The following is an 18,444-nucleotide window of genomic DNA, read 5'->3' as shown; positions in this document are numbered from 1 at the left end:
GGCAGGGCTATCGCATATGGCTGAGGGTAGCCAAGAGGAAGGCGTCGTCCCAACCGGCGCGCTTGATTTTACGCCGGATCGAGGTGCGATCGGGGTTGGCTCGCAGGATGTTGAGGGCGAGCCGGCGCAGGATGGCGAGGTTTTCGGGGGCATTGTCCTTTCGGGCGCGGTTGGCGTCCTCGGCGAAATGGACGTCGAGCACCCAATGGAGCTGGTTCTCGATACCCCAATGACTGCGAGTGACGTGCAGCAGCCGCTTGGGAGAGATGTATTTGGACAAGAGATAGTGGCGCACGACGGGAGCATCGGCACGCTGCCCTCTCATGCGCCGGCGCGAGGTGATCCGGCCCACGGCAGCGGCGCCTGGAAAGCCGTAGAGGGCAGCCAAGCTGGTATTGCGCATGACGGTCGCGCGCCGCGCTTCACGCCGATCGTGGGTGGATCGGTCGATCTGCTCGGCGACGCTGCGCTTGCCCGATCGCGCAAACTGTTGCGTAACCGCAGTGAACAAGCGCCCGCGGTTTGCCTTGATCGCCAGAACATAATCGCCGCCGCGCTCGCGCACCGCCGCCGCAAAGGCACGGTGGCAATGCAGCGCGTCGGCAGTCACGATGCAGCCTTCGAGGGCCAGAAGCTCGAGCACTTCCAAAGCACCCGCCGTCTCGTTGCGACCAGCAGCTTTTTGCTGGGCCATAGCCATGCGGGCATCCACCGCAAAGACGTTGACCAGTTGCAGCGGCGTGGCTCGGCCACCACGCTCGTAGGCACCCCGCAAAGCCTTGCCGTCGACGGCAATCACACCGGTGAGTTTGAGCCCATTGGCCTTGGCAAAGGCCGCCATGAAATGACGGAACGCGTTCTCGAAGGCTTGCGGCTTGAGCAGGCGAAACACCCGGCTGAACGTATCGTGGCTCGGGATGCCGTGCTCCAGGCGAAGGAAGAGCCGCAACAGCCCTTCCTTCGACTGTCCGAACTCCTCCATCTCCGAGCATCCGTCGGCTCCGCACAGCACCGCCGCCAGCGCGATGAACAGAACCTCCAGAAGGTCGTGCCTGGCATTGTCCGCACGGGGATCCGGCAATCGCTGAAAAGCAGTCTTGAATCTCTGCATCCGACTCCCTCCATCATCAGGGAGCCTCCTTCAGAATCCGTCTTACCCTTCAATGCAATAGCAGAGCCAAATCCATATGCGATTCCCCTGCCGCTTGCGGGGAGAGGTCGGCGCGTAGCGCCGGGTGAGGGGGTACAGGTCCCTCGACAATCTTTGCTCGGAGAGAGGCCCCTCACCCCAACCCTCTCCCCGCAAGAGCGGGGCGAGGGAGCGTTAGACCGCCTTCTGCGCCATGAACGCGCGCCAGCCGCCGAACGCTGAAATATCCCGCGCGCCGCTCACCGCCGCGGGCTCGACCAAAAATCCCTTCACGCCGCGGCCATCAGCCAAACGAATGGTACCGATCGACAGCGGCGGCGGAATCGCGGCGACGAACTTTCCAAATGCGGCCGCCGACAGCGCCCACAGCTCCAGCTTGATCGCCGATCCCGCGCCGGCCTCGACGCGCAGCATGCCGGGTTTGGGCGGCGTGGTGTCGAGCGCGTAGAGCGTGTAGTCCGGCGCGGTCGAGGTTTCCTCCAGCAGGCGTCCGCCGAGTGAGGTCAGTTCGCCGTTCAGCGCCATGCCGGAGAGATGCGCGCCGACCGCCGCGATCGCGATTTCGTCGCCGCTCAGTTGCGATGACAGCGCTGCGAGCGGCGGCTGCGCCAGGCCCTTGGCGCCCATCTTCAGTCCGGTGTCGGCATGAAACGCGCGGCCGATGCTGGCGAGCTGCGCGTCGTGGCCGGCGGGCGCGAGCAGCGTGATGCCGAACGGAATCCCGTCCGTCCGCACCGCAGCCGGCAGCGCCAGCCCGCAGAGGTCGAGCAGGTTGACGAAATTGGTGTAGGTGCCGAGCCGGCTATTGAGCTCGATCGGATTGGCCAGCACCTGCGCGGTCGAGTAGGCGGTCGGTGCGGTCGGCAGCACCAGCGCATCGATATTGCCAAAAGTGCGCTCGGCGACGCGCCGCAGCGCCTGCAGGCGATAGAGCGCCGCGAACGTATCGGCCGCGGTCGGCCGCGCGCCGGCTATGGTGATCTCGCGCGTGACGGGATGCATCGAATCCGGCGACGACGCCAGGAGATCGCGGATCACCAGATAACGCTCGGCGACCCACGGCCCCTCATAGAGCAGCCGTGCGGTTTCATAAAACGGCTCGAGATCGAATTCGACCAGGGTTGCGCCAAGCGATATCAAGCGCTTCAGCGCTTCGCCATAGGCCTGCTCCGACTCGCGGTCGCCGAAGAAAAGCAATTGGCCGCTGCGGGGAACGCCGAGCCGCAACTGTGCGGGAAATGCCGCGACCGCGCCGAGCGGCCGGTCGCGCGAAAACGGATCGGCGTCGTCTTGGCCGGCTATCGCTGATAGTGCCGCCACGGCGTCATCCACCGTGAGTGCGAACACCGAAATGCAATCCAGCGTGCGGCAGGCCGGCACCAGTCCGGCATTGGAGATCAACCCGAGGCTCGGCTTCAGGCCGACGATGTTGTTGAGCATCGCCGGCACGCGGCCGCTTCCGGCGGTGTCGGTGCCGAGCGCGAGCGGCACCAACCCGGCCGACACCGCGACGGCCGATCCCGAACTCGATCCGCCTGGAATAAGATCGTTGCGGACCGGATTGACCGGGATGCCATAGGGCGAGCGCACGCCGACCAGGCCGGTCGCAAACTGATCGAGATTGGTCTTGCCGATGATGATGGCGCCGGCCGCGCGCAGCTTTGCGACCGCGGTCGAGTCCCGCGTCGGCGAGTAAGAAAACGCCGGGCAGGCGGCCGTGGTCGGCAGACCCAGTGCGTCGATATTGTCCTTCACCGCGACTGGCACGCCCAGTAGCGGAAGGTTCGCCGGATCCTTTGCGCTCAGTGCTTGCGCCTCCGCCAGCGCGTCCTTTTCGTCGCGCAGGGAGATGAACACGGCGGGATCGTTGTGGTCGCGGATGCGCTGATAGCTGCGCGCGACGGTTTGCGCCGGCGTGATGGTGCCGGCGCGGTGCGCGGCGACGATCGCAGCAACGGTTTCAGTCACGTGATGCCCCGTCCTGGGTTGGCTGAGGTCAGTCATCATCGACTTACCAAAGCGAGGAGTTCCATCCGGATTGAAGCAAGCGATGTGCCATTGTGTACAATTAAGGGTGCAGCCCGTCCGAAGGCAATAATCCCGCAATATCTAGGGTTTAATTGCCATGTCGGAAATCGACGCGTGGTCGCGGACCGAGCGCGGCGCCTAGTATCTGCCTAATTTATGGGCGGCGTTGTCAGCTGTAGGCCTTGGTGTTCGTCGCGTCCGCGCGTTCAGGTGAACGCCGCCAGAATCCGCAGCAGGTGCTCGCGGTTCTCGGCCCCGATCTTCTCGGCCACATGACGTTCGTGTTCGGCCGCGAGCAGCTTGAACTGCCGCAACGATGCCTGGCCCCGCGCGGTCAGGTGCAGCGCGTGGGACCGGCGGTCGGTCCTGGATTGGACGCGCCGCACCAGCTTGCGATCCTCGAGACTGTCCAGGAGGTGCACCAGCCGGGCGCGCTCGATCCCGAGCCGTTTGGCGACCGCCATCTGGCTCAGGCCCGGATTGGCGCCGATCACCGTCAGCACCGAATACTGCGTCGGCTTGATATCGACCGCCGCCAGCGTCCGGATGAAATCCTGAAAGATCCAGATCTGGAAGCGCCGCACCGCGTAGCCGGCATGGCCGACCAGTCCGTCGAGGCCGACCTCGATGTCCTGCTCCCGGTGGCGTGCCTTGCCATTTCCGCCGCGCTTGCCGTTCGCGGAAACTGGGGTTTTCAAGGCTGGTTGGGTCGCTCTGCTCGACACATGCTTCTCCCCGCGTCGCTCTCCTTCTAGCGCTTTGCGGCCGGGAAGGAAATATTGTTGTTGACGACAACAATTGTTGCGACCAACAATATGCGCAAGAGCGGCCCACAGAGGCCTGCGGCCGACGGGCCGCGCGAGGAGGAAACCGATGACGACAGCCGCCGCCGCAGGCCGCGACCCATCCGAAGTGCTGTTTGCGAAGCCCGCGATATCAGCCGATCGCCGCGCGGACGGCAGCATCATCCTGAAATCGACGGTGCCGTTGCAGCCAAGCGCGCGTTGCGTCGGCGATTGGCTGGAACATTGGGCGCGGCAGACGCCGGAGCGGATTTTCCTCGCCGACCGCAAGACGCCAGATGCGCCGTGGAACACGGTCAGTTATGCCGATGCATTGCGGCAGGTCCGCTCGGCCGCGGCGTGGATTTTGGCGCAGGGGCTGAGCGCGCAGCGGCCATTGGTGATCCTGTCCGACAACGGCGTCGATCACGCGCTGTTCGCGCTGGCGGCCCAGCATGTCGGCGTGCCCTCGGCGGCGATCTCGCCGGCCTATTCGCTGATGTCCAGGGATTTCGACAAGCTCAAGGGTATGATCAGCCTGCTCGGGCCCGGCGCGATCTATGTCTCCAGCACCAAACCGTTCGCGGCGGCGCTCGCGGCGATTGCACCGCTGCACTCGGCTGCGATCGTCAGCAGCGACCCCAGCGACGGCGACGTAATCCCATTCCCAAAGATCGCGGCCACACCGGAAATGCCGGCCGTCGAACAAGCCTTCAAGGCCGTGACGCCGGACACGATTGCAAAGTTCCTGTTCACCTCGGGCTCGACCGGCACGCCGAAGGCTGTGATCAACACCCAGCGCATGCTGACCTCGAGCCAGCAGGCCAGGGCGCAGACCTGGACGTTCCTCGAAGCGGCGCCGGGCGATCTCGTGATCCTCGACTGGCTGCCGTGGAGCCACACGTTCGGCGGCAACCACAATTTCAATCTCGTGCTGCGCAATGGCGGCACGCTCTATGTCGACGGCGGCAAGCCGGCGCCGGGGCTGTTCGCGACGTCGCTGGCCAACCTGCGCAGCGTGATGCCGACGGTCTACTTCAACGTGCCGCGCGGTTTTGACATGCTGATCGCGGCGCTCCGCAGTGACGACGAACTATGCGGCAAGTTTTTCAGCGAGGTGAAGTTTGCCTTCTATGCGGGTGCCGCGCTGCCGCAGAATCTCTGGGATGCGCTAGAGGAACTCTCGATCAAGACCAGCGGCCGGGCGCTGCCGATGGTGTCGGCCTGGGGCTCGACCGAAACCTCGCCGCTCGCGACCGACTGCCATTTCCAGGCCAGGCGTTCCGGCAATATCGGCGTGCCGATATCAGGCACCGAACTGAAGCTGGTGCCGTCAGGCGACAAGCTCGAAGTGCGGGTGCGCGGCCCGAATGTCACGCCCGGCTACTGGAAGGCGCCGGAACTCTCCGCGCAGGCGTTCGATGCGGAAGGCTTTTATCTGATCGGCGACGCCGTGACCTTTGCCGATCCCGAGCGGCCGGAACTCGGATTGTTCTTCGATGGCCGCGTCGCCGAGGATTTCAAGCTCAACTCCGGCACCTGGGTCAATGTCGGCACGCTGCGCGTTGCGGGAATCTCCGCCTTGGCGCCGCTGGCGCAGGACATTGTCGTCACCGGCCATGGCGGCGATGAAGTGCGTTTTCTGGTGTTCCCCAACATCGCCGCTTGTCGTGCCCATGCCGGTCTGCCCGACAGCGCCGGCGCCGATGAGGTCATCGGCCACGAAAAAGTTCGCGCCGCGATCGGACAGGGTCTCGCCAAACTGAAAGCGCAGGGCAGCAACTCATCCGGCCACGCCACGCGCGCGCTGCTGCTGGCCGAACCTGCTTCCGTCGATGGCGGCGAGATCACCGACAAGGGCTACATCAACCAGCGCGCGGTGCTGACCCGCCGGGCAGGTGCGGTGGCGGTACTGGACCAAGACACGTCGGCCGAGTGGATCGGCTGCGCCGGCTAAGCGTCAAGTGGCGTCGCTTCGCGAAAGGTCGCGCCGGTAGGCCTCGACCAGCCGCGTCAGCATGTGAAGAAATGCCTCCCGCTCTGGCTTGCTGAGCGGGGCGAGCGTGTGTTCGTTGAATATCTCGCCAGCCCGGCTTGCCTCATCGGCCCGCCTTTGCCCGGCCGCGCTGAGCGAAAGCTCGACCGCGCGCTTGTCGCGGGACGATCGCTTCCGCCTCACGATGCCGGCCTCTTCCATGGCGGACAGGATCTTCACGAGGTTGGGGAGTTGCATCTTGAGCACGGCGGCGAGTTCGCTCTGCGTCACGGCCTCGTTGTCGCGCACGGTCATGAGGATGGAATATTCGACCGGCGACACTTCCAGCGTCTGGAAGTGCCGGAAGAAAGCTTCGAAATTCAAGAGCTGCAGGATCCGGATCATGAACCCGGGCGTCTGCTGTAACGCGCTCAGATCGAGAGACTTTTTCCTGTCATCGACGGTTTCAACCAGCGGCGATTTTTTCGCCGCGGCGCGGCTGCGGGGCTTTTGCATTTGTTCGGTGATTCCCGGTCGAGATTGACTCTCCGAAAAATACTTATATTATATAAGTAATTTCGGCAGCGTGAAGATTGCCTTTTGGGTTTGTAAACACAAGGAGGCCCTGATGGGTTATGTTTTTTCGCGGCTGAAGACGCCGCTCGTCGCTGCGGCCGCGGTGCTGCTCGTCTCCGGCGCGCAGGCGCAGGAAAAAGTCCGCATTGGTATCCTGAACGATCAGTCCGGCGTGTTCGCGACCTACCAGGGCATCGGTTCGGTGGTCGCGGCCCAGATGGCGGTCGAGGATTACGGCGGCAAGGCTGCCGGCAAGGTCGTGGAGGTGGTCGCGGCCGATCACCAGAACAAGCCTGACATCGGCGTCGGCATCGCGCGGCGCTGGTATGAAAACGAAAGCGTCGATGCGATCTTTGATCTGCCGAACTCGGCGATCGCGCTCGCGGTCGCAGGCATCAGCGAACAGAAAAACAAGGTGTTCATCGGCTCCGGCGCCGGAACCGTGCTGCTGACCGGCGCGAAATGCACCCCCAACACCGTGCACTGGACTTACGACACCTACGCCTATGGCCACGGGCTCGGCAAGGCGGTGGTGGCGAAGGGCGGCAAGAAATGGTTCTTCCTGACCGCCGACTATGCGTTCGGTCACGATCTCGAAAAGCAGGCGATGGAAGCGGTCAAGGCCGCCGGCGGCGAGGTGGTCGGCGCCGTCCGCCATCCGCTGGGAACGGCGGATTACGCCTCCTTCCTGCTGCAGGCGCAAGGCTCCGGCGCTGATATCGTCGGCATCGCCAATGCCGGCGACGACACCATCACGTCGATGAAGCAGGCGGCCGAATTCGGCCTCACCCAGAAGCAGAAGCTGGTCGGCCTGATCCTCGGCATGAACGGGTTGCCGGCGCTAACGTTGAAGGCGGCGCAGGGCGCGCAGATCATGAACCCGTTCTACTGGGATCTGAACGACGGCACCCGCCGCTTCGCCGCAAAGTTTGCCGAGCGCCACCCGCAGAAGAACTATCCTAACGACATGCAGGCCGGCGTTTATGCCTCGGTGATTCACTACCTCAAGGCCGTCGACAAGGCCGGCGGCGCCACCGATGGCAAGGCGGTTGTCGAAGCGATGAAGGCGATGCCGACCGACGATCCGCTGTTCGGTAAGGGTTTCATTCGCGCCGATGGACGAAAGATCCATCCGCTCTACCTGCTCGAGGTCAAGAAGCCGGATGAGTCGCAGTCGAAATGGGACCTTTTGAAAGTGGTCGGCACGATCAAGGGCGAGGACGCGTTCCGGCCCGAGAAGGACGGCGGCTGCCCGCTGTCGAAATAGGCGGCGCGCCGCAGCGCGCGGCCATTGTTCAGGGGCTGGCCGAAAAGCAGTCAGTACTTTCGCTTTTTCGTCATGGCCGGGCTTGTCCCGGCCATCCACGTCTTTCTGGCCGCGAGACCGCAAAGACGGGATGCCCGGCACAAGGCCGGGCATGACGAGCGTTTAACCCATTATCGATCTTCGCCAGAAAGCCGGTGGCCAAAGTTCCCAACCGAGCATTTCGTTGCTTCGGCAACACTATATTGTTGCCACGGCAACTAATTCGTGCCAGTCTCGCGGTCAATGATGGCCACAAAAGCAGTCCAACTGCCGGGTCTCGCAGGGAGGTATGGATGGGCGAAAGCCAAGGCGGGTCACGGGCCGCCGCGCTTCAAATTAAGTTTCCAGCGCTGGGCCGCCTACGGGCCGCCGACGCCCTTGACCGCATCGAGATTGCCGTGGACGCGGCGCAGCAGGTCGATCAACACCTCCCGCTCGTCCTTGCGCAGGACGGACAGCAGCCGTCGTTCGCGTTCGAGCGCAGCGACGATGACCTTGTCGTGGGTCGCGCGGCCCTTCGCGGTCAGCGATATCGAATGGGTGCGTCCGTCGTCCGGAGCGGTCCGGATCGCAACGAGGCCGCGTTTCTGCAGCATCGAGAGCGTGCGGCTGACCGGCCCCTTGTCGAATCCGATCACCTGGCAGATGCGCGAGGCCGGGATGCCGGGCTCGATCGCCAGCAGCGACATGATCCGCCATTCCGTGACGTTGACGCCGAAATTACGCTGATAGAACGCGGTGGCGCTGTTCGAGAGCTTGTTGGCGATGAAGGTGATGAACGCCGGAACGTAGCGCTCGAGATCGAGGGTCGGGCCGTCATCGGCGCTGGCGATTTCCGCCGGTCTCGGCCGGCGCGCATTCCTGGCGGGTGGTTGACTGCTCATGTCCCTGATCATCGCTGCAAACGCTGGGCTTGAGAGATAGAGACATGCGCCAGCGCTTTACAAGAACAAACTTTGGGAGGTCGGAATGAGTGCATCAGGCTTCGCGCCATCGGCGGGCGTGCCGCATATGGACATCGATCCGTTCTCGATCGAGTTCTTCGAAGACCCGCATCCCGCCCACGAGGTGCTCCGGGAAGCCGGGCCGGTCGTCTGGTTCGACAAATGGAAGGTCTACGGCGTCGCCCGCCATGCCGAGGTTCATGCCGTCCTCAACGATCCCCTGACCTTCTGCTCCAGCCGCGGCGTTGGCCTCAGCGACTTTGCGAAGGAAAAGGCCTGGCGGCCGCAAAGCATCATTCTGGAGGCCGATCCGCCGGAACATGCGCGCACGCGGGCGGTGCTGAGCCGGGTGCTCTCCCCGACGGTCATGAAGCAATTGCGCGGCAGCTTTGTCGCAGCCGCCGAAGCCCGGGTCGAGGCGCTGCTCGCCAAAGGCAGCTTCGACGCCATCGCCGACCTCGCCGAGGCCTATCCTTTGTCCGTGTTTCCCGATGCGCTTGGGCTCAAGCCGGAGGGGCGCGAAAACCTGCTGCCCTATGCGAGCCTCGTCTTCAATTCGTTCGGGCCGCCGAACAAGCTGCGCCAGGACGCGATCGAACGCTCGGCGCCGCATCAGGCCTATGTTGCCGAACAATGCCAGCGCGAAAATCTCGCGCCCGGCGGTTTCGGCGCCTGCATCCATGCCCGCGCCGACGCCGGCGATATCACAGCGGCCGAAGCGCCATTGCTGGTGCGCTCGCTGCTCAGCGCCGGCCTCGATACCACGGTCAACGGCATCGGCGCTGCGGTCTACTGCCTGGCGCGTTTTCCCGATCAATGGGCACGGCTGCGCAGCGACCCGACGCTGGCGCGCAACGCCTTTGAAGAGGCGGTGCGGTTCGAAAGCCCGGTGCAGACGTTCTTCCGGACCACAACACGGGACGTCGAGATCAGCGGTGTTGGGATCGGCGAGGGCGAGAAAATCCTGATGTTCCTCGCCGCCGCCAACCGCGATCCGCGGCGATGGGACCGGCCTGACGAATATGACGTGACGCGCAAGACCAGCGGTCACGTCGGCTATGGCTCCGGCATCCACATGTGCGTCGGCCAGCTCGTCGCGCGGCTGGAAGGCGAGGCGGTGCTTTCGGCGCTGGCGAAACGGGTCAGTGCGATCGAGATCACGGGGCCGGCGACGCGGCGTTTCAACAACACGCTGCGGGGCCTCGAAAGCCTGCCCGTGTCCATCAAAGCAGCGTGAGCCTGATCATGCCGACCATCATTTTCAATCGTCCCGACGACCGTTCCGAACGCATCGACGCGAGCGCCGGCGACAGCGTCATGCAGGTCGCAACCACGAATGGTATCGACGAGATCGTGGCCGAGTGCGGCGGCAACGCCATGTGCGCGACCTGCCATGTCTATGTCGATGAGGGCTGGATCGCGCGGCTCGCGCCCATGAGCGAGGAAGAGGATGAGCTGCTCAATGGCGTCGCCGCCGAGCGGCTCGAGAACAGCCGGCTGTCCTGCCAGATCAAAATCACGCCGGAGCTCGACGGCCTCGTCGTGCGGCTGCCGGACCGGCAGATCTGATTCAAAACCCGGCGCAGTCCGGGAACAACAACGATCACATTCATAGGGAGAGTATGATGAAGAATATCAGGGTCTATCTGGCGCTCGCGCTATCCTGCGCCGCGTTCGGACCGGCGCGGGCGGAGATTTCCGAAAACGTCGTCCGGATCGGCGTGCTCAACGACATTTCCGGCATCTTCCAGGACACCAACGGCATGGGGTCGGTAGAAGCTGCACGGATGGCGGCGGAGGACTTTGGCGGCGGCGGCAAGAACATCAAGGTCGAGATCGTCTACGCCGATCACCAGAACAAGGCCGATGTCGGCTCGGCGATCGCGCGCAAATGGCTCGACGTCGACGGCGTCGATGCCATTGTCGACGTGCCCAATTCTGCCGTCGGCCTCACCATCAACTCGCTGCTGCGCGATTCCCGCATGACGTTCCTGGCGTCATCGACGGCGAGTTCTGACCTCACCGGAAAAGCCTGTTCGCCGAACACCATTCAGTGGGTCAACGACGTCTGGGCCACCGGCAACGCCACGGCGGCGGCGATGGTCGGGCGGGGCGGCAAGGAATGGTATTTCGTCACGGTCAACTTTGCGCTCGGTCAGGGCATCGAGGCCGAGGCCACCAGCTACATCGAAAAGCACGGCGGCAAGGTACTGGGTTCGGCCAGGCATCCGCTCGGTACGTCCGACTTCGCCTCGCTGTTGCTGCAGGCGCAGAACTCCAAGGCCAAGGTGATCGGGCTTGCCAATGCCGGCGGCGACACCATCAACGCGGTGAAGCAGGCGGCCGAGTTCGGCATCCAGCAGGGCGGCCAGACCATGGTCGCGTTCCTGCTGTTCGTCAACGACGTGCACGGCATGGGATTGAAGGTCGCGCAAGGCCTGCAACTGCTCGAAGCGTTTTACTGGGATATGGATGACGACACCCGCGCGTTCGCAAAACGCTTTGCGGCGCGGCCCGGCATGAACGGCAAGATGCCGAGCGGCAATCAGGCCGGCGTCTACGCCTCCACGCTCGCCTATCTCAACGCGGTGGCGGCGACCGGCAGCGACCATGCCAGGGATGCCGTGCCGGAGATGAAGAAGTTCAAGGGCAAGGACAAGCTGTTCGGCGACGTCACCATCCGCCAGGACGGCCGGGTCATTCACCCGATGTATCTGTTCGAGGTGAAGAAGCCGGCGGAGTCGAAATATCCGTATGATTATTACAAGCTGGTTTCAACGATTCCCGCCGATCAGGCGTTCCGGCCGATGGCCGATGGCGGGTGCTCGCTAGTGAAGTGAGTGGAGGCCCGTAGGGTGGGCAAAGGCGCTCTTGCGCCGTGCCCACCATCACGAGCAATGCGGGAGACGGTGGGCACGCTTCGCTTTGCCCACCCTACGATTGCTGCGTCAGGGAGCTTGGCGGCTCACCCCGTAACCTTGCTGCTCCCCTGCGTGATCAGCCGCGCCGCGCGCTGGTTCCTGGCATGGATCCAGAGCCAGCTCATGGCGACGCTGAGCCGGTGGCGCAGGCCGATCAGGAAATAGATGTGGGCGATGCCCCAGATCCACCAGGCGAGATTGCCGCGCAGCTTCATCCAGCCGAAATCGATCACCGCCTTGCGCTTGCCGATCTGCGCCAGGCTGCCGGCATGCTTGTAGCGGAACGGTGGCAGCGTGCCGCCGCCGAGCCGCGCCTTGATGAGGGCCGCGACGTAGCGGCCCTGTTGCTTGGCCGCCGGCGCAATGCCGGGCACCGGATTTCCGCTCGCATCTGCAATCGTTGCGGTGTCACCCACAGCGAAGATATCGGGATGACCGGGCACTGTCAGGTCCGGCTTTACCTGCACGCGGTAGGCGCGATCGGCGGGCGCACCCAGCCATTCGGCCGCGCGCGAGGCACGCACGCCCGCGGCCCAGATGATGGTTTTCGCGTCGAGCCTGGTGTCGCCATAGACCACGCCATCGATGCTGCATTCCGTCACCGGCTTTCCCAGCATCACTTCGACGCCGAGGCCCTCGAGCGAGGTTTGTGCGTAGGCCGAGAGATCGTCGGGAAAGCCCGCCAGCACGCGGGGACCTGCCTCGATCAGCACCACGCGCGCCTTGCTGGTGTCGATGTTGCGGAAATCCTGCGGCAGCGTGTCCTTGGCGAGGTCGGCAATGGTGCCGGCGAGTTCGACGCCGGTGGGACCCGCGCCGATGATGACGAAAGTCAAAAGCGCGGCGCGCCGCGCCGGATCGGTCTCGCGTTCGGCGCGCTCGAAGGCGACCAGGATGCGCCGCCGCAGCGTGGTGGCATCCTCCAGCGTTTTCAATCCGGGTGCGAACGGTTCCCATTCGTCATGACCGAAATAGGCGTGGCGCGCACCGGTGGCGAGGATCAGCGTGTCATAGGGCAGCGCCTCGCCGTCATCGAGCAGCACCCGTTTGCCCGCGGCGTCGACGCCATTGACGTTGGCGAACAGCGTCGTGACATCGGGCCTGTCGCGCAGGAGATAGCGGATCGGCCAGGCGATCTCGGAGGTCGCCAGCGATGCGGTGGCAACCTGATAGAGCAGCGGCTGGAACAAATGGTGGTTGCGCCGGTCGATCAGCGTGATTTTCACGGGTGCGCCGGCAAGCCCGAAGGCGGCTTCCAGCCCGCCGAAACCGGCGCCGACGATCACCACGTGGTGCGGTTCTTTCGGCGCTGTCGTCATGGAATCCGACCTCGGTTTGAGTGTCTTCGTGCCCTGACAATGTAGTTATTTGTGCGCTGCATCCAAGGTGTGTTTGCCAATCGACCGATAACGAAAACGCATCGTTGAGGGTGCCAAGGACGGCCGCAAAAATATTCTTCGGACGCCTGCATCCTTTGCCTGCCGCCAAACGTCCTTGGCTCGAGACACCCACGCCATGGAGACGGCAAGATGAAACGCACCCTGATAAGGTATAAGACCAGGCCCGAAATGGCCGAGAAGAACGCCGATCTGGTTGCGGCGGTGTTCGCCGAATTGAAGGCGCTGCAGCCGGAAGGCGTCAGTTATCTCTCGCTGCGGCTGGAAGACGATACGTTCATCCATTTCGTCGAGACCACGGCCGACGACGGCGCCAGCGCGTTGCCCAAACTGGCATCGTTTGTTGCCTTCCAGAGCGGTATTCGGGAGCGTTGCGCTGAGCCGCCACTGGCGCGCGCCGTTACCATCGTCGGCAATTATCGGATGCTGGGCGAGGCGTGAGGTCTTCGGAAGCGAGAATGACAGAGATACCTGAAGCTTCGCCAGCTGCGACGGATATCGACGCGCTTCTGGTCGCGCTGCGGCCAAAGCTGCATCGCTATTGCGCGCGCATGGTGGGTTCGGTGATCGACGGCGAGGATGTGCTGCAGGACGCGCTGATCAAGGCGGTGGAGGCGTTCGCTGCCGCCACGCCGATCGGCAATCCCGAGGGTTGGCTGTTCCGGATCGCGCACAACACCGCGCTGGACTTTTTGCGTAGGCGCAAGCGCCAGGAGGCGCTTCATTCAGTTGTGGAGGTGGACATGATGGCCGACCAGCTCGATGCCGTGACAAGCCGCCAGATCGCCAGCGCCAGCCTGCGCACCTTCATGCGCCTCAACGTGACGCAACGCTCATCCGTGATCCTGATGGACGTGCTGGGTTGTTCCTTGGCGGAAATCTGCGCGGTCATGGATGTGAGCCTTGCCGCCGCCAAGGCCGCGCTGGTTCGCGGCCGCGCGCAACTTCGAAAATATGCCGATGAGCCTGACGATGCGCCGCAGCCGAAATTATCCGACGCCGATCGCAAGCGGCTCGGCGCTTACGTCGCCCATTTCAATGCGCGGGATTTCGACGCCATCCGCGCCATGATATCAGACGACGTGCGGCTCGATCTCGTCAACAAGACCCGCATGACCGGCAAGGCCGAAGTGTCGCGTTATTTCGGCAACTATTCCAAGGTCAGCGACTGGCATCTGGTGCCTGGCCTGGTGGAGGGGCAGCCGGCCATCCTGGTGTTCGATCCAAATGAGCCCAACCCACAGCCGAAATATTTCATGCTGCTGGACTGGTCGGCCGACAAGGTCGCGACCATCAGGGATTTCCGCCACGCGCCCTACATCATCGAGGGGGCGGAATATCTGGTTTGAGCCATAGTGCCGAACCGGGCCGCAAAGCAGGATCAATGCCTATGTAGCCGCGGCTTTCACCAGGCAGTCCGACAAGCGCTGCGCGGCAGGCGAGAGACTACGGCCGCGAAGATGCGCCATCACGAACGCTCCCGGAGCGGCCTGCGGCGGAACGTTGAGGATGCGAAGCGCGCCGAGCTTGAAGAAGTATTCCGCGACATCGGCTGAAAGCAGCCAGATCAGGTCGGAACCATTCATCAACGCGACATTGGTCTGGATCGACGATGATTCCACCAGGCAACGTTCGGGCCGGCACCGCTGCTTTCGAAACAGAGTCTCCGCGGCGCTGCGCATCGCGGTGCCGTTTTCCGGCAGGATCCAGGGATACACCATCAGGTCGTTCCAGCCCGTCGTGCGTTTTCTTGCCAACGGATGATCGGGTCCGCAGACCGCCCTGACAGCAGGCCGGTACAGCTCGCGGGTGACGATGTCGGCGTTCTGGACGTGGTTGGAGAAGCGCCCGACGAGAATGTCGATGTTGCCGGTGTGCAATCTGGTGAGAAGTTCGTCCATCGGCCCTTCGCGGACGGTGACGTTGATGCGCGGCGCCTCCGTCAAAAGCAGACTCAGCGCCCGCGGTACGATGACGTAGCAAGAGCTCACGCCAGCGCCGATGCTGGCCGCGCCAATCAGGCCTCCATCGATCGCCTCGAGTTCCTGTTGCGTGCGGTCGATATCGGCAATCAGCCCCGCGGCCCTCCGGACCAGGGTCCGTCCCGCGGCCGTCGGCTTCAAGGTCCGTCCGACGCGTTCGAACAGGCCGATGTTCAGATCGGATGCCAATGTCCGCAGCAGGCGCGACGCCGCCGGTTGGGTCAGATTCACTTCACGGGCGGCGGCGCTCAGTGTCTCCGTCCTTTCCATCGCGGCGAGCAGTTCGAGTTGCGAGGGACGAAGGCGGCTTAGCAGCCGGGTCTTCCGCTTGCGGGGGCTTTTCATCGACACATTCCAGAATTGGTATGTATTGGCGTCAACAATTCATTGGATATGATAGCTCAAAAACCACAGCATTGGGCAAGGTGCACTCCGCAGACCGAAAGCTCCTCAAGAAGCCCATGACCCAATCGGCTGGATTCATCGAAAAGCACGGGCTCTGGTCCGACGATCAGCGCCGCCAGGCCGCGGAGATTGCCGCGCGGCTCGAACGCGAAGATATCCGGCTGGTGCGGATTGCCTGGAGCGATCCCCACGGCGCGTCGCGCGCCAAAATGGTAACGGCGCAGGCGTTCCTGTCGGCTCTCAAGGGCGGTTACAACATCAACGTCGCCACCGCGATGCTGGACGGCTCGGGTGCCCGCGTCTTCTCGTCGTTCACGCGTGGCGGCGGCCTCGGACTGGAGGAAATGACCGGGTCGCCCAATCTCATCGTGGTGCCGGATCCCGCGACGTTTCGCGTCTTGCCATGGGAGCCCGATGTCGGCTGGGTCCTGTGCGACGATTATTTCAGCTCCGGCCGGCCGTTTCACTTCTCGCCCCGCCATTTGCTTCGCAAACAGCTCGCGCGGCTGCAGCAGCGAGCGATGCGCGGCGTCGTCGGGCTCGAAGTCGAATGGTATCTGCTTCGACTGTCTGAGGAGCATCTGACGGACGAGCATATCGGCGCGCCCGGGATCAAGGGACGGGCGGTGCGCGCCCATCCGCCCGAACCGGGATACTCGTTCCATTCCGAGACCAACCTCGACCGGATGCACGCTCCGCTCTCCGCTTTGGCGCGTGCGTTCGCGAAGTTGGACCTGCCGGTCAGGTCGTTCGAAAACGAGTGGGGCCCGGGTCAGGTCGAATGCACGTTCGCGCCTGCCGAGGCGCTGCAGGCCGCCGACAACATGGTCCTGTTTCGAAGCGCGACACGGCAATTGTGCCGCCGGATGGGTTATCTTGCGAGCTTCATGTGCCGCCCGAAACTGAAAGGGATGTATCCGAGCGGCTGGCATCTGCACCAGTCACTCGTCGACATCAGCAATGGAAGCAACCTGTTCGCGCCGCAGTCGCCCGACGAGAATCTATCGCCGGTCGGCAGGGCCTATCTCGGCGGCGTGTTGAACCATGGGCTTGCCGCGACCATCTTCGCCAATCCGACCGTCAACGCCTATCGCCGGTTTCGCGCCAATTCGCTGGCGCCGGATCGGCTGGCGTGGGGCACGGACCATCGCGGCGTGATGCTTCGCGTACTCGGCGAGGTCGGCGACCCCGCCAGCCGCATCGAGAACCGGATCGGCGAGCCGGCCGCCAATCCCTACCTCTATATCGCCTCCCAGATCATTACCGGCCTCGACGGCATCGACCATGCCCGCGATCCCGGCGCACCGGATACCGACCCCTACAATGCGGAGCGGGCCAAGCTGCCAAAAAGTCTGCTCGCCGCGCTCGATGCGCTCGAGGGCGAGCCGCTGTTTCGTCGCGAAATGGGTGACCTCTTCATCGACTACTATCTGGCGTTCAAACGCGTCGAAGCGGGACGCTTCATGGAATTTGCCAGGCAGAACGATCTCGATCCGTCGAGCGACGAAATCACGGATTGGGAACAGAACGAATATTTCGATTTCTTCTGACGCGCCGGAAGTCGGCCGGGCGTCGAATTGAGAGCATGAGCATGACACAGATGGAACGCGTGGAGACGGTGCGGCCGCGTAACTTCGGCGTATCGTATGATTGGGACGAATTGGTCCAGGAAGACCGCGTCCATCATTTGCTCTACACGGATGCGGCGATCTTCGACGCCGAGATGCGGCACATCTTTGGCGGCACCTGGGTCTACCTGGCGCACGAAAGCCAGATTCCCAATGTCGACGACTACGTCACCGCCAAACTCGGCCTGCGTCCGTTGATCATGACGCGCGACAGCGACGGGATCATCCGGGCGCTCTACAACCGCTGCACCCATCGCGGGACCACGCTGTGCCGCTTCGAGAAAGGCAACAAGCGGTCGTTCCAATGCCCGTATCACGGCTGGAATTTCCTCAACAACGGCAAGCTGCGCGGCGTGCCATGGGCCGAGGGCTATGGTGAAAACCTTACCAGGGATCCGAAGTTCAACCTCGCACAGGTGCCGCGCGTGGAATCCTATCGCGGCTTCATCTTCGGAACATTGAACGCGTCGGCGCCGCCGATCGGCGAACATCTCGGTCCGATCAGAAAGCCGATCGACGAATGGCTGGACCGCAATCCGGGCGGCAAGGTCGTGGTCTGCGAGGCCAATCGGATCAAATACAAGGGCAACTGGAAACTCGCCTACGACAATTCGGGCGACGGCTACCACGTGCTCTACTCGCACCGCTCGCTGCTGGAGACTGAAAACCGCTTCGTCGACGAAAATACCGAAAAGGGCATGTCTTACTACAGGACGGCGCCCGACGAGCAGCCGATGTACATGCAGTACATGGGCAACGGCCACCACTTCAAGGACAAGCGGCCCAATCTGCAGCCGCGCAATGGCGGCCTGTGGGCGATCGAGTCGCTGCATCCCGGGATGGAACATGTCGAGCAAAAGCTGCGCAGGCAATTTGGTGATCGCGCCGACGCGTTGCTCGATCTTGCGGGCTCGGAACCGGTCAACATCAACGTGTTTCCGAACCTGTCGCTGCTCGGAAACCACATTCAAGTGTTTCAGCCGGTGTCGTTCGAGGAAACCGATACGATCTGGTACGGCACCAGGATCGAGGACGTCGACGGCACGATCGGCGAGGATGCGTTGAACGACATCAACACCCTGCGCATGCGAACCCAGGAGGGGTTTCCGAACTTCGGCGAAGTCGATGACGTCACCAATTTCGAGCAGATCCAGCGCGGACTGCGCTGCCAGGAGGACGAGTGGATCTACATGAATCGGGGTCTCGGCATTCCCGGACGCATTCACACCCTGGAGGACGGCACGATCAAGGCGCCAGCGACGGATGAGATGTTCATGCGGGAATATATCAAGGAATGGAAGCGCCTCATGAAGGCCGAGCCCCACCTGACCATTCAGCGGGAGCCCTGAT

General features: G+C 63.5%; 16 protein-coding genes. 9 read left to right on the top strand and 7 right to left on the bottom strand.

From position 1 onward, the window contains the following. Nucleotides 1-7: 7 nt before the first annotated feature. From JQ641_RS21845 to JQ641_RS21835, 3 genes are all read right to left on the bottom strand, one after another. Nucleotides 8-1,111, bottom strand: a complete 1,104-nt coding sequence (locus JQ641_RS21845) for an ISAs1 family transposase (RefSeq protein WP_211997996.1) — start codon at nt 1,109-1,111, stop codon at nt 8-10. A gap of 213 nt (nt 1,112-1,324) precedes the next feature. Next, nucleotides 1,325-3,118, bottom strand: coding sequence for an allophanate hydrolase (atzF, locus tag JQ641_RS21840; RefSeq protein WP_349628599.1), 1,794 nt, complete (start codon nt 3,116-3,118; stop codon nt 1,325-1,327). A gap of 266 nt (nt 3,119-3,384) precedes the next feature. Next, complete coding sequence (locus JQ641_RS21835) at nt 3,385-3,876, bottom strand: MarR family winged helix-turn-helix transcriptional regulator (RefSeq protein ID WP_211998016.1); 492 nt, start codon at nt 3,874-3,876, stop codon at nt 3,385-3,387. A gap of 175 nt (nt 3,877-4,051) precedes the next feature. Here JQ641_RS21835 and JQ641_RS21830 point away from each other — a divergent pair, with 175 nt between their 5' ends. Next, nucleotides 4,052-5,917 carry a feruloyl-CoA synthase gene (locus JQ641_RS21830; RefSeq protein ID WP_211997994.1) on the top strand — a complete coding sequence of 622 codons (1,866 nt, stop codon included), beginning with the start codon at nt 4,052-4,054 and terminating at the stop codon, nt 5,915-5,917. Between the two features lie 3 nt (nt 5,918-5,920). Here the strand turns inward: JQ641_RS21830 and JQ641_RS21825 are convergent, their stop codons facing one another. Continuing rightward, nucleotides 5,921-6,451 carry a MarR family winged helix-turn-helix transcriptional regulator gene (locus tag JQ641_RS21825; RefSeq protein WP_211997993.1) on the bottom strand — a complete coding sequence of 177 codons (531 nt, stop codon included), beginning with the start codon at nt 6,449-6,451 and terminating at the stop codon, nt 5,921-5,923. 112 nt (nt 6,452-6,563) lie between these two features. Between JQ641_RS21825 and JQ641_RS21820 the strand changes: the two genes are divergently transcribed. Further along, a complete protein-coding gene (locus JQ641_RS21820; protein WP_211997992.1) occupies nt 6,564-7,778 on the top strand; it encodes an ABC transporter substrate-binding protein in 1,215 nt (404 codons plus the stop codon). A gap of 398 nt (nt 7,779-8,176) precedes the next feature. Here JQ641_RS21820 and JQ641_RS21815 read toward each other — a convergent pair whose 3' ends face one another. Next, nucleotides 8,177-8,701, bottom strand: coding sequence for a MarR family winged helix-turn-helix transcriptional regulator (locus JQ641_RS21815; RefSeq protein WP_211997991.1), 525 nt, complete (start codon nt 8,699-8,701; stop codon nt 8,177-8,179). Between the two features lie 85 nt (nt 8,702-8,786). On the opposite strand from JQ641_RS21815, the gene JQ641_RS21810 reads away from it, so the two are divergent. Genes JQ641_RS21810 through JQ641_RS21800 form a run of 3 tightly spaced genes read left to right on the top strand, consistent with a single transcriptional unit; the run spans nt 8,787 to nt 11,601 of the window. Then, entirely contained in the window at nt 8,787-9,998 is a 1,212-nt protein-coding gene (locus JQ641_RS21810) for a cytochrome P450 (RefSeq protein WP_211997990.1), read from the top strand. A gap of 8 nt (nt 9,999-10,006) precedes the next feature. Continuing rightward, nucleotides 10,007-10,330 carry a 2Fe-2S iron-sulfur cluster-binding protein gene (locus JQ641_RS21805; RefSeq protein ID WP_211997989.1) on the top strand — a complete coding sequence of 108 codons (324 nt, stop codon included), beginning with the start codon at nt 10,007-10,009 and terminating at the stop codon, nt 10,328-10,330. A gap of 56 nt (nt 10,331-10,386) precedes the next feature. Beyond that, nucleotides 10,387-11,601, top strand: a complete 1,215-nt coding sequence (locus JQ641_RS21800) for an ABC transporter substrate-binding protein (protein ID WP_211997988.1) — start codon at nt 10,387-10,389, stop codon at nt 11,599-11,601. A gap of 125 nt (nt 11,602-11,726) precedes the next feature. On the opposite strand, the gene JQ641_RS21795 is transcribed toward JQ641_RS21800, so the two are convergent. Next, nucleotides 11,727-13,001 carry an NAD(P)/FAD-dependent oxidoreductase gene (locus JQ641_RS21795; protein ID WP_211997987.1) on the bottom strand — a complete coding sequence of 425 codons (1,275 nt, stop codon included), beginning with the start codon at nt 12,999-13,001 and terminating at the stop codon, nt 11,727-11,729. 210 nt (nt 13,002-13,211) lie between these two features. On the opposite strand from JQ641_RS21795, the gene JQ641_RS21790 reads away from it, so the two are divergent. Next, nucleotides 13,212-13,520: a hypothetical protein gene (locus JQ641_RS21790; protein ID WP_211997986.1), complete on the top strand. Its 309-nt coding sequence runs from the start codon at nt 13,212-13,214 to the stop codon at nt 13,518-13,520. 17 nt (nt 13,521-13,537) lie between these two features. Beyond that, entirely contained in the window at nt 13,538-14,428 is an 891-nt protein-coding gene (locus JQ641_RS21785; protein ID WP_211997985.1) for a sigma-70 family RNA polymerase sigma factor, read from the top strand. A gap of 39 nt (nt 14,429-14,467) precedes the next feature. Here JQ641_RS21785 and JQ641_RS21780 read toward each other — a convergent pair whose 3' ends face one another. Further along, the gene (locus JQ641_RS21780; RefSeq protein ID WP_211997984.1) at nt 14,468-15,406 is read right to left on the bottom strand and encodes a LysR family transcriptional regulator; all 939 of its coding nucleotides are present in this window, start codon (nt 15,404-15,406) and stop codon (nt 14,468-14,470) included. 116 nt (nt 15,407-15,522) lie between these two features. On the opposite strand from JQ641_RS21780, the gene JQ641_RS21775 reads away from it, so the two are divergent. Together JQ641_RS21775 and JQ641_RS21770 are read left to right on the top strand one after the other, a co-directional pair. After that, nucleotides 15,523-17,016, top strand: a complete 1,494-nt coding sequence (locus JQ641_RS21775) for a glutamine synthetase family protein (RefSeq protein WP_211997983.1) — start codon at nt 15,523-15,525, stop codon at nt 17,014-17,016. Nucleotides 17,017-17,051: 35 nt separating this feature from the next. Next, a complete protein-coding gene (locus JQ641_RS21770) occupies nt 17,052-18,443 on the top strand; it encodes an aromatic ring-hydroxylating oxygenase subunit alpha (RefSeq protein WP_211997982.1) in 1,392 nt (463 codons plus the stop codon). Nucleotide 18,444: the final 1 nt, after the last annotated feature.

Source organism: Bradyrhizobium sp. JYMT SZCCT0180, assembly GCF_018130165.1.
Taxonomy (GTDB): Bacteria; Pseudomonadota; Alphaproteobacteria; order Rhizobiales; family Xanthobacteraceae; genus Bradyrhizobium.
The sequence above is the reverse complement of the archived record's forward strand: the minus strand, read 5'-3'. Positions and strand labels throughout refer to the sequence as shown.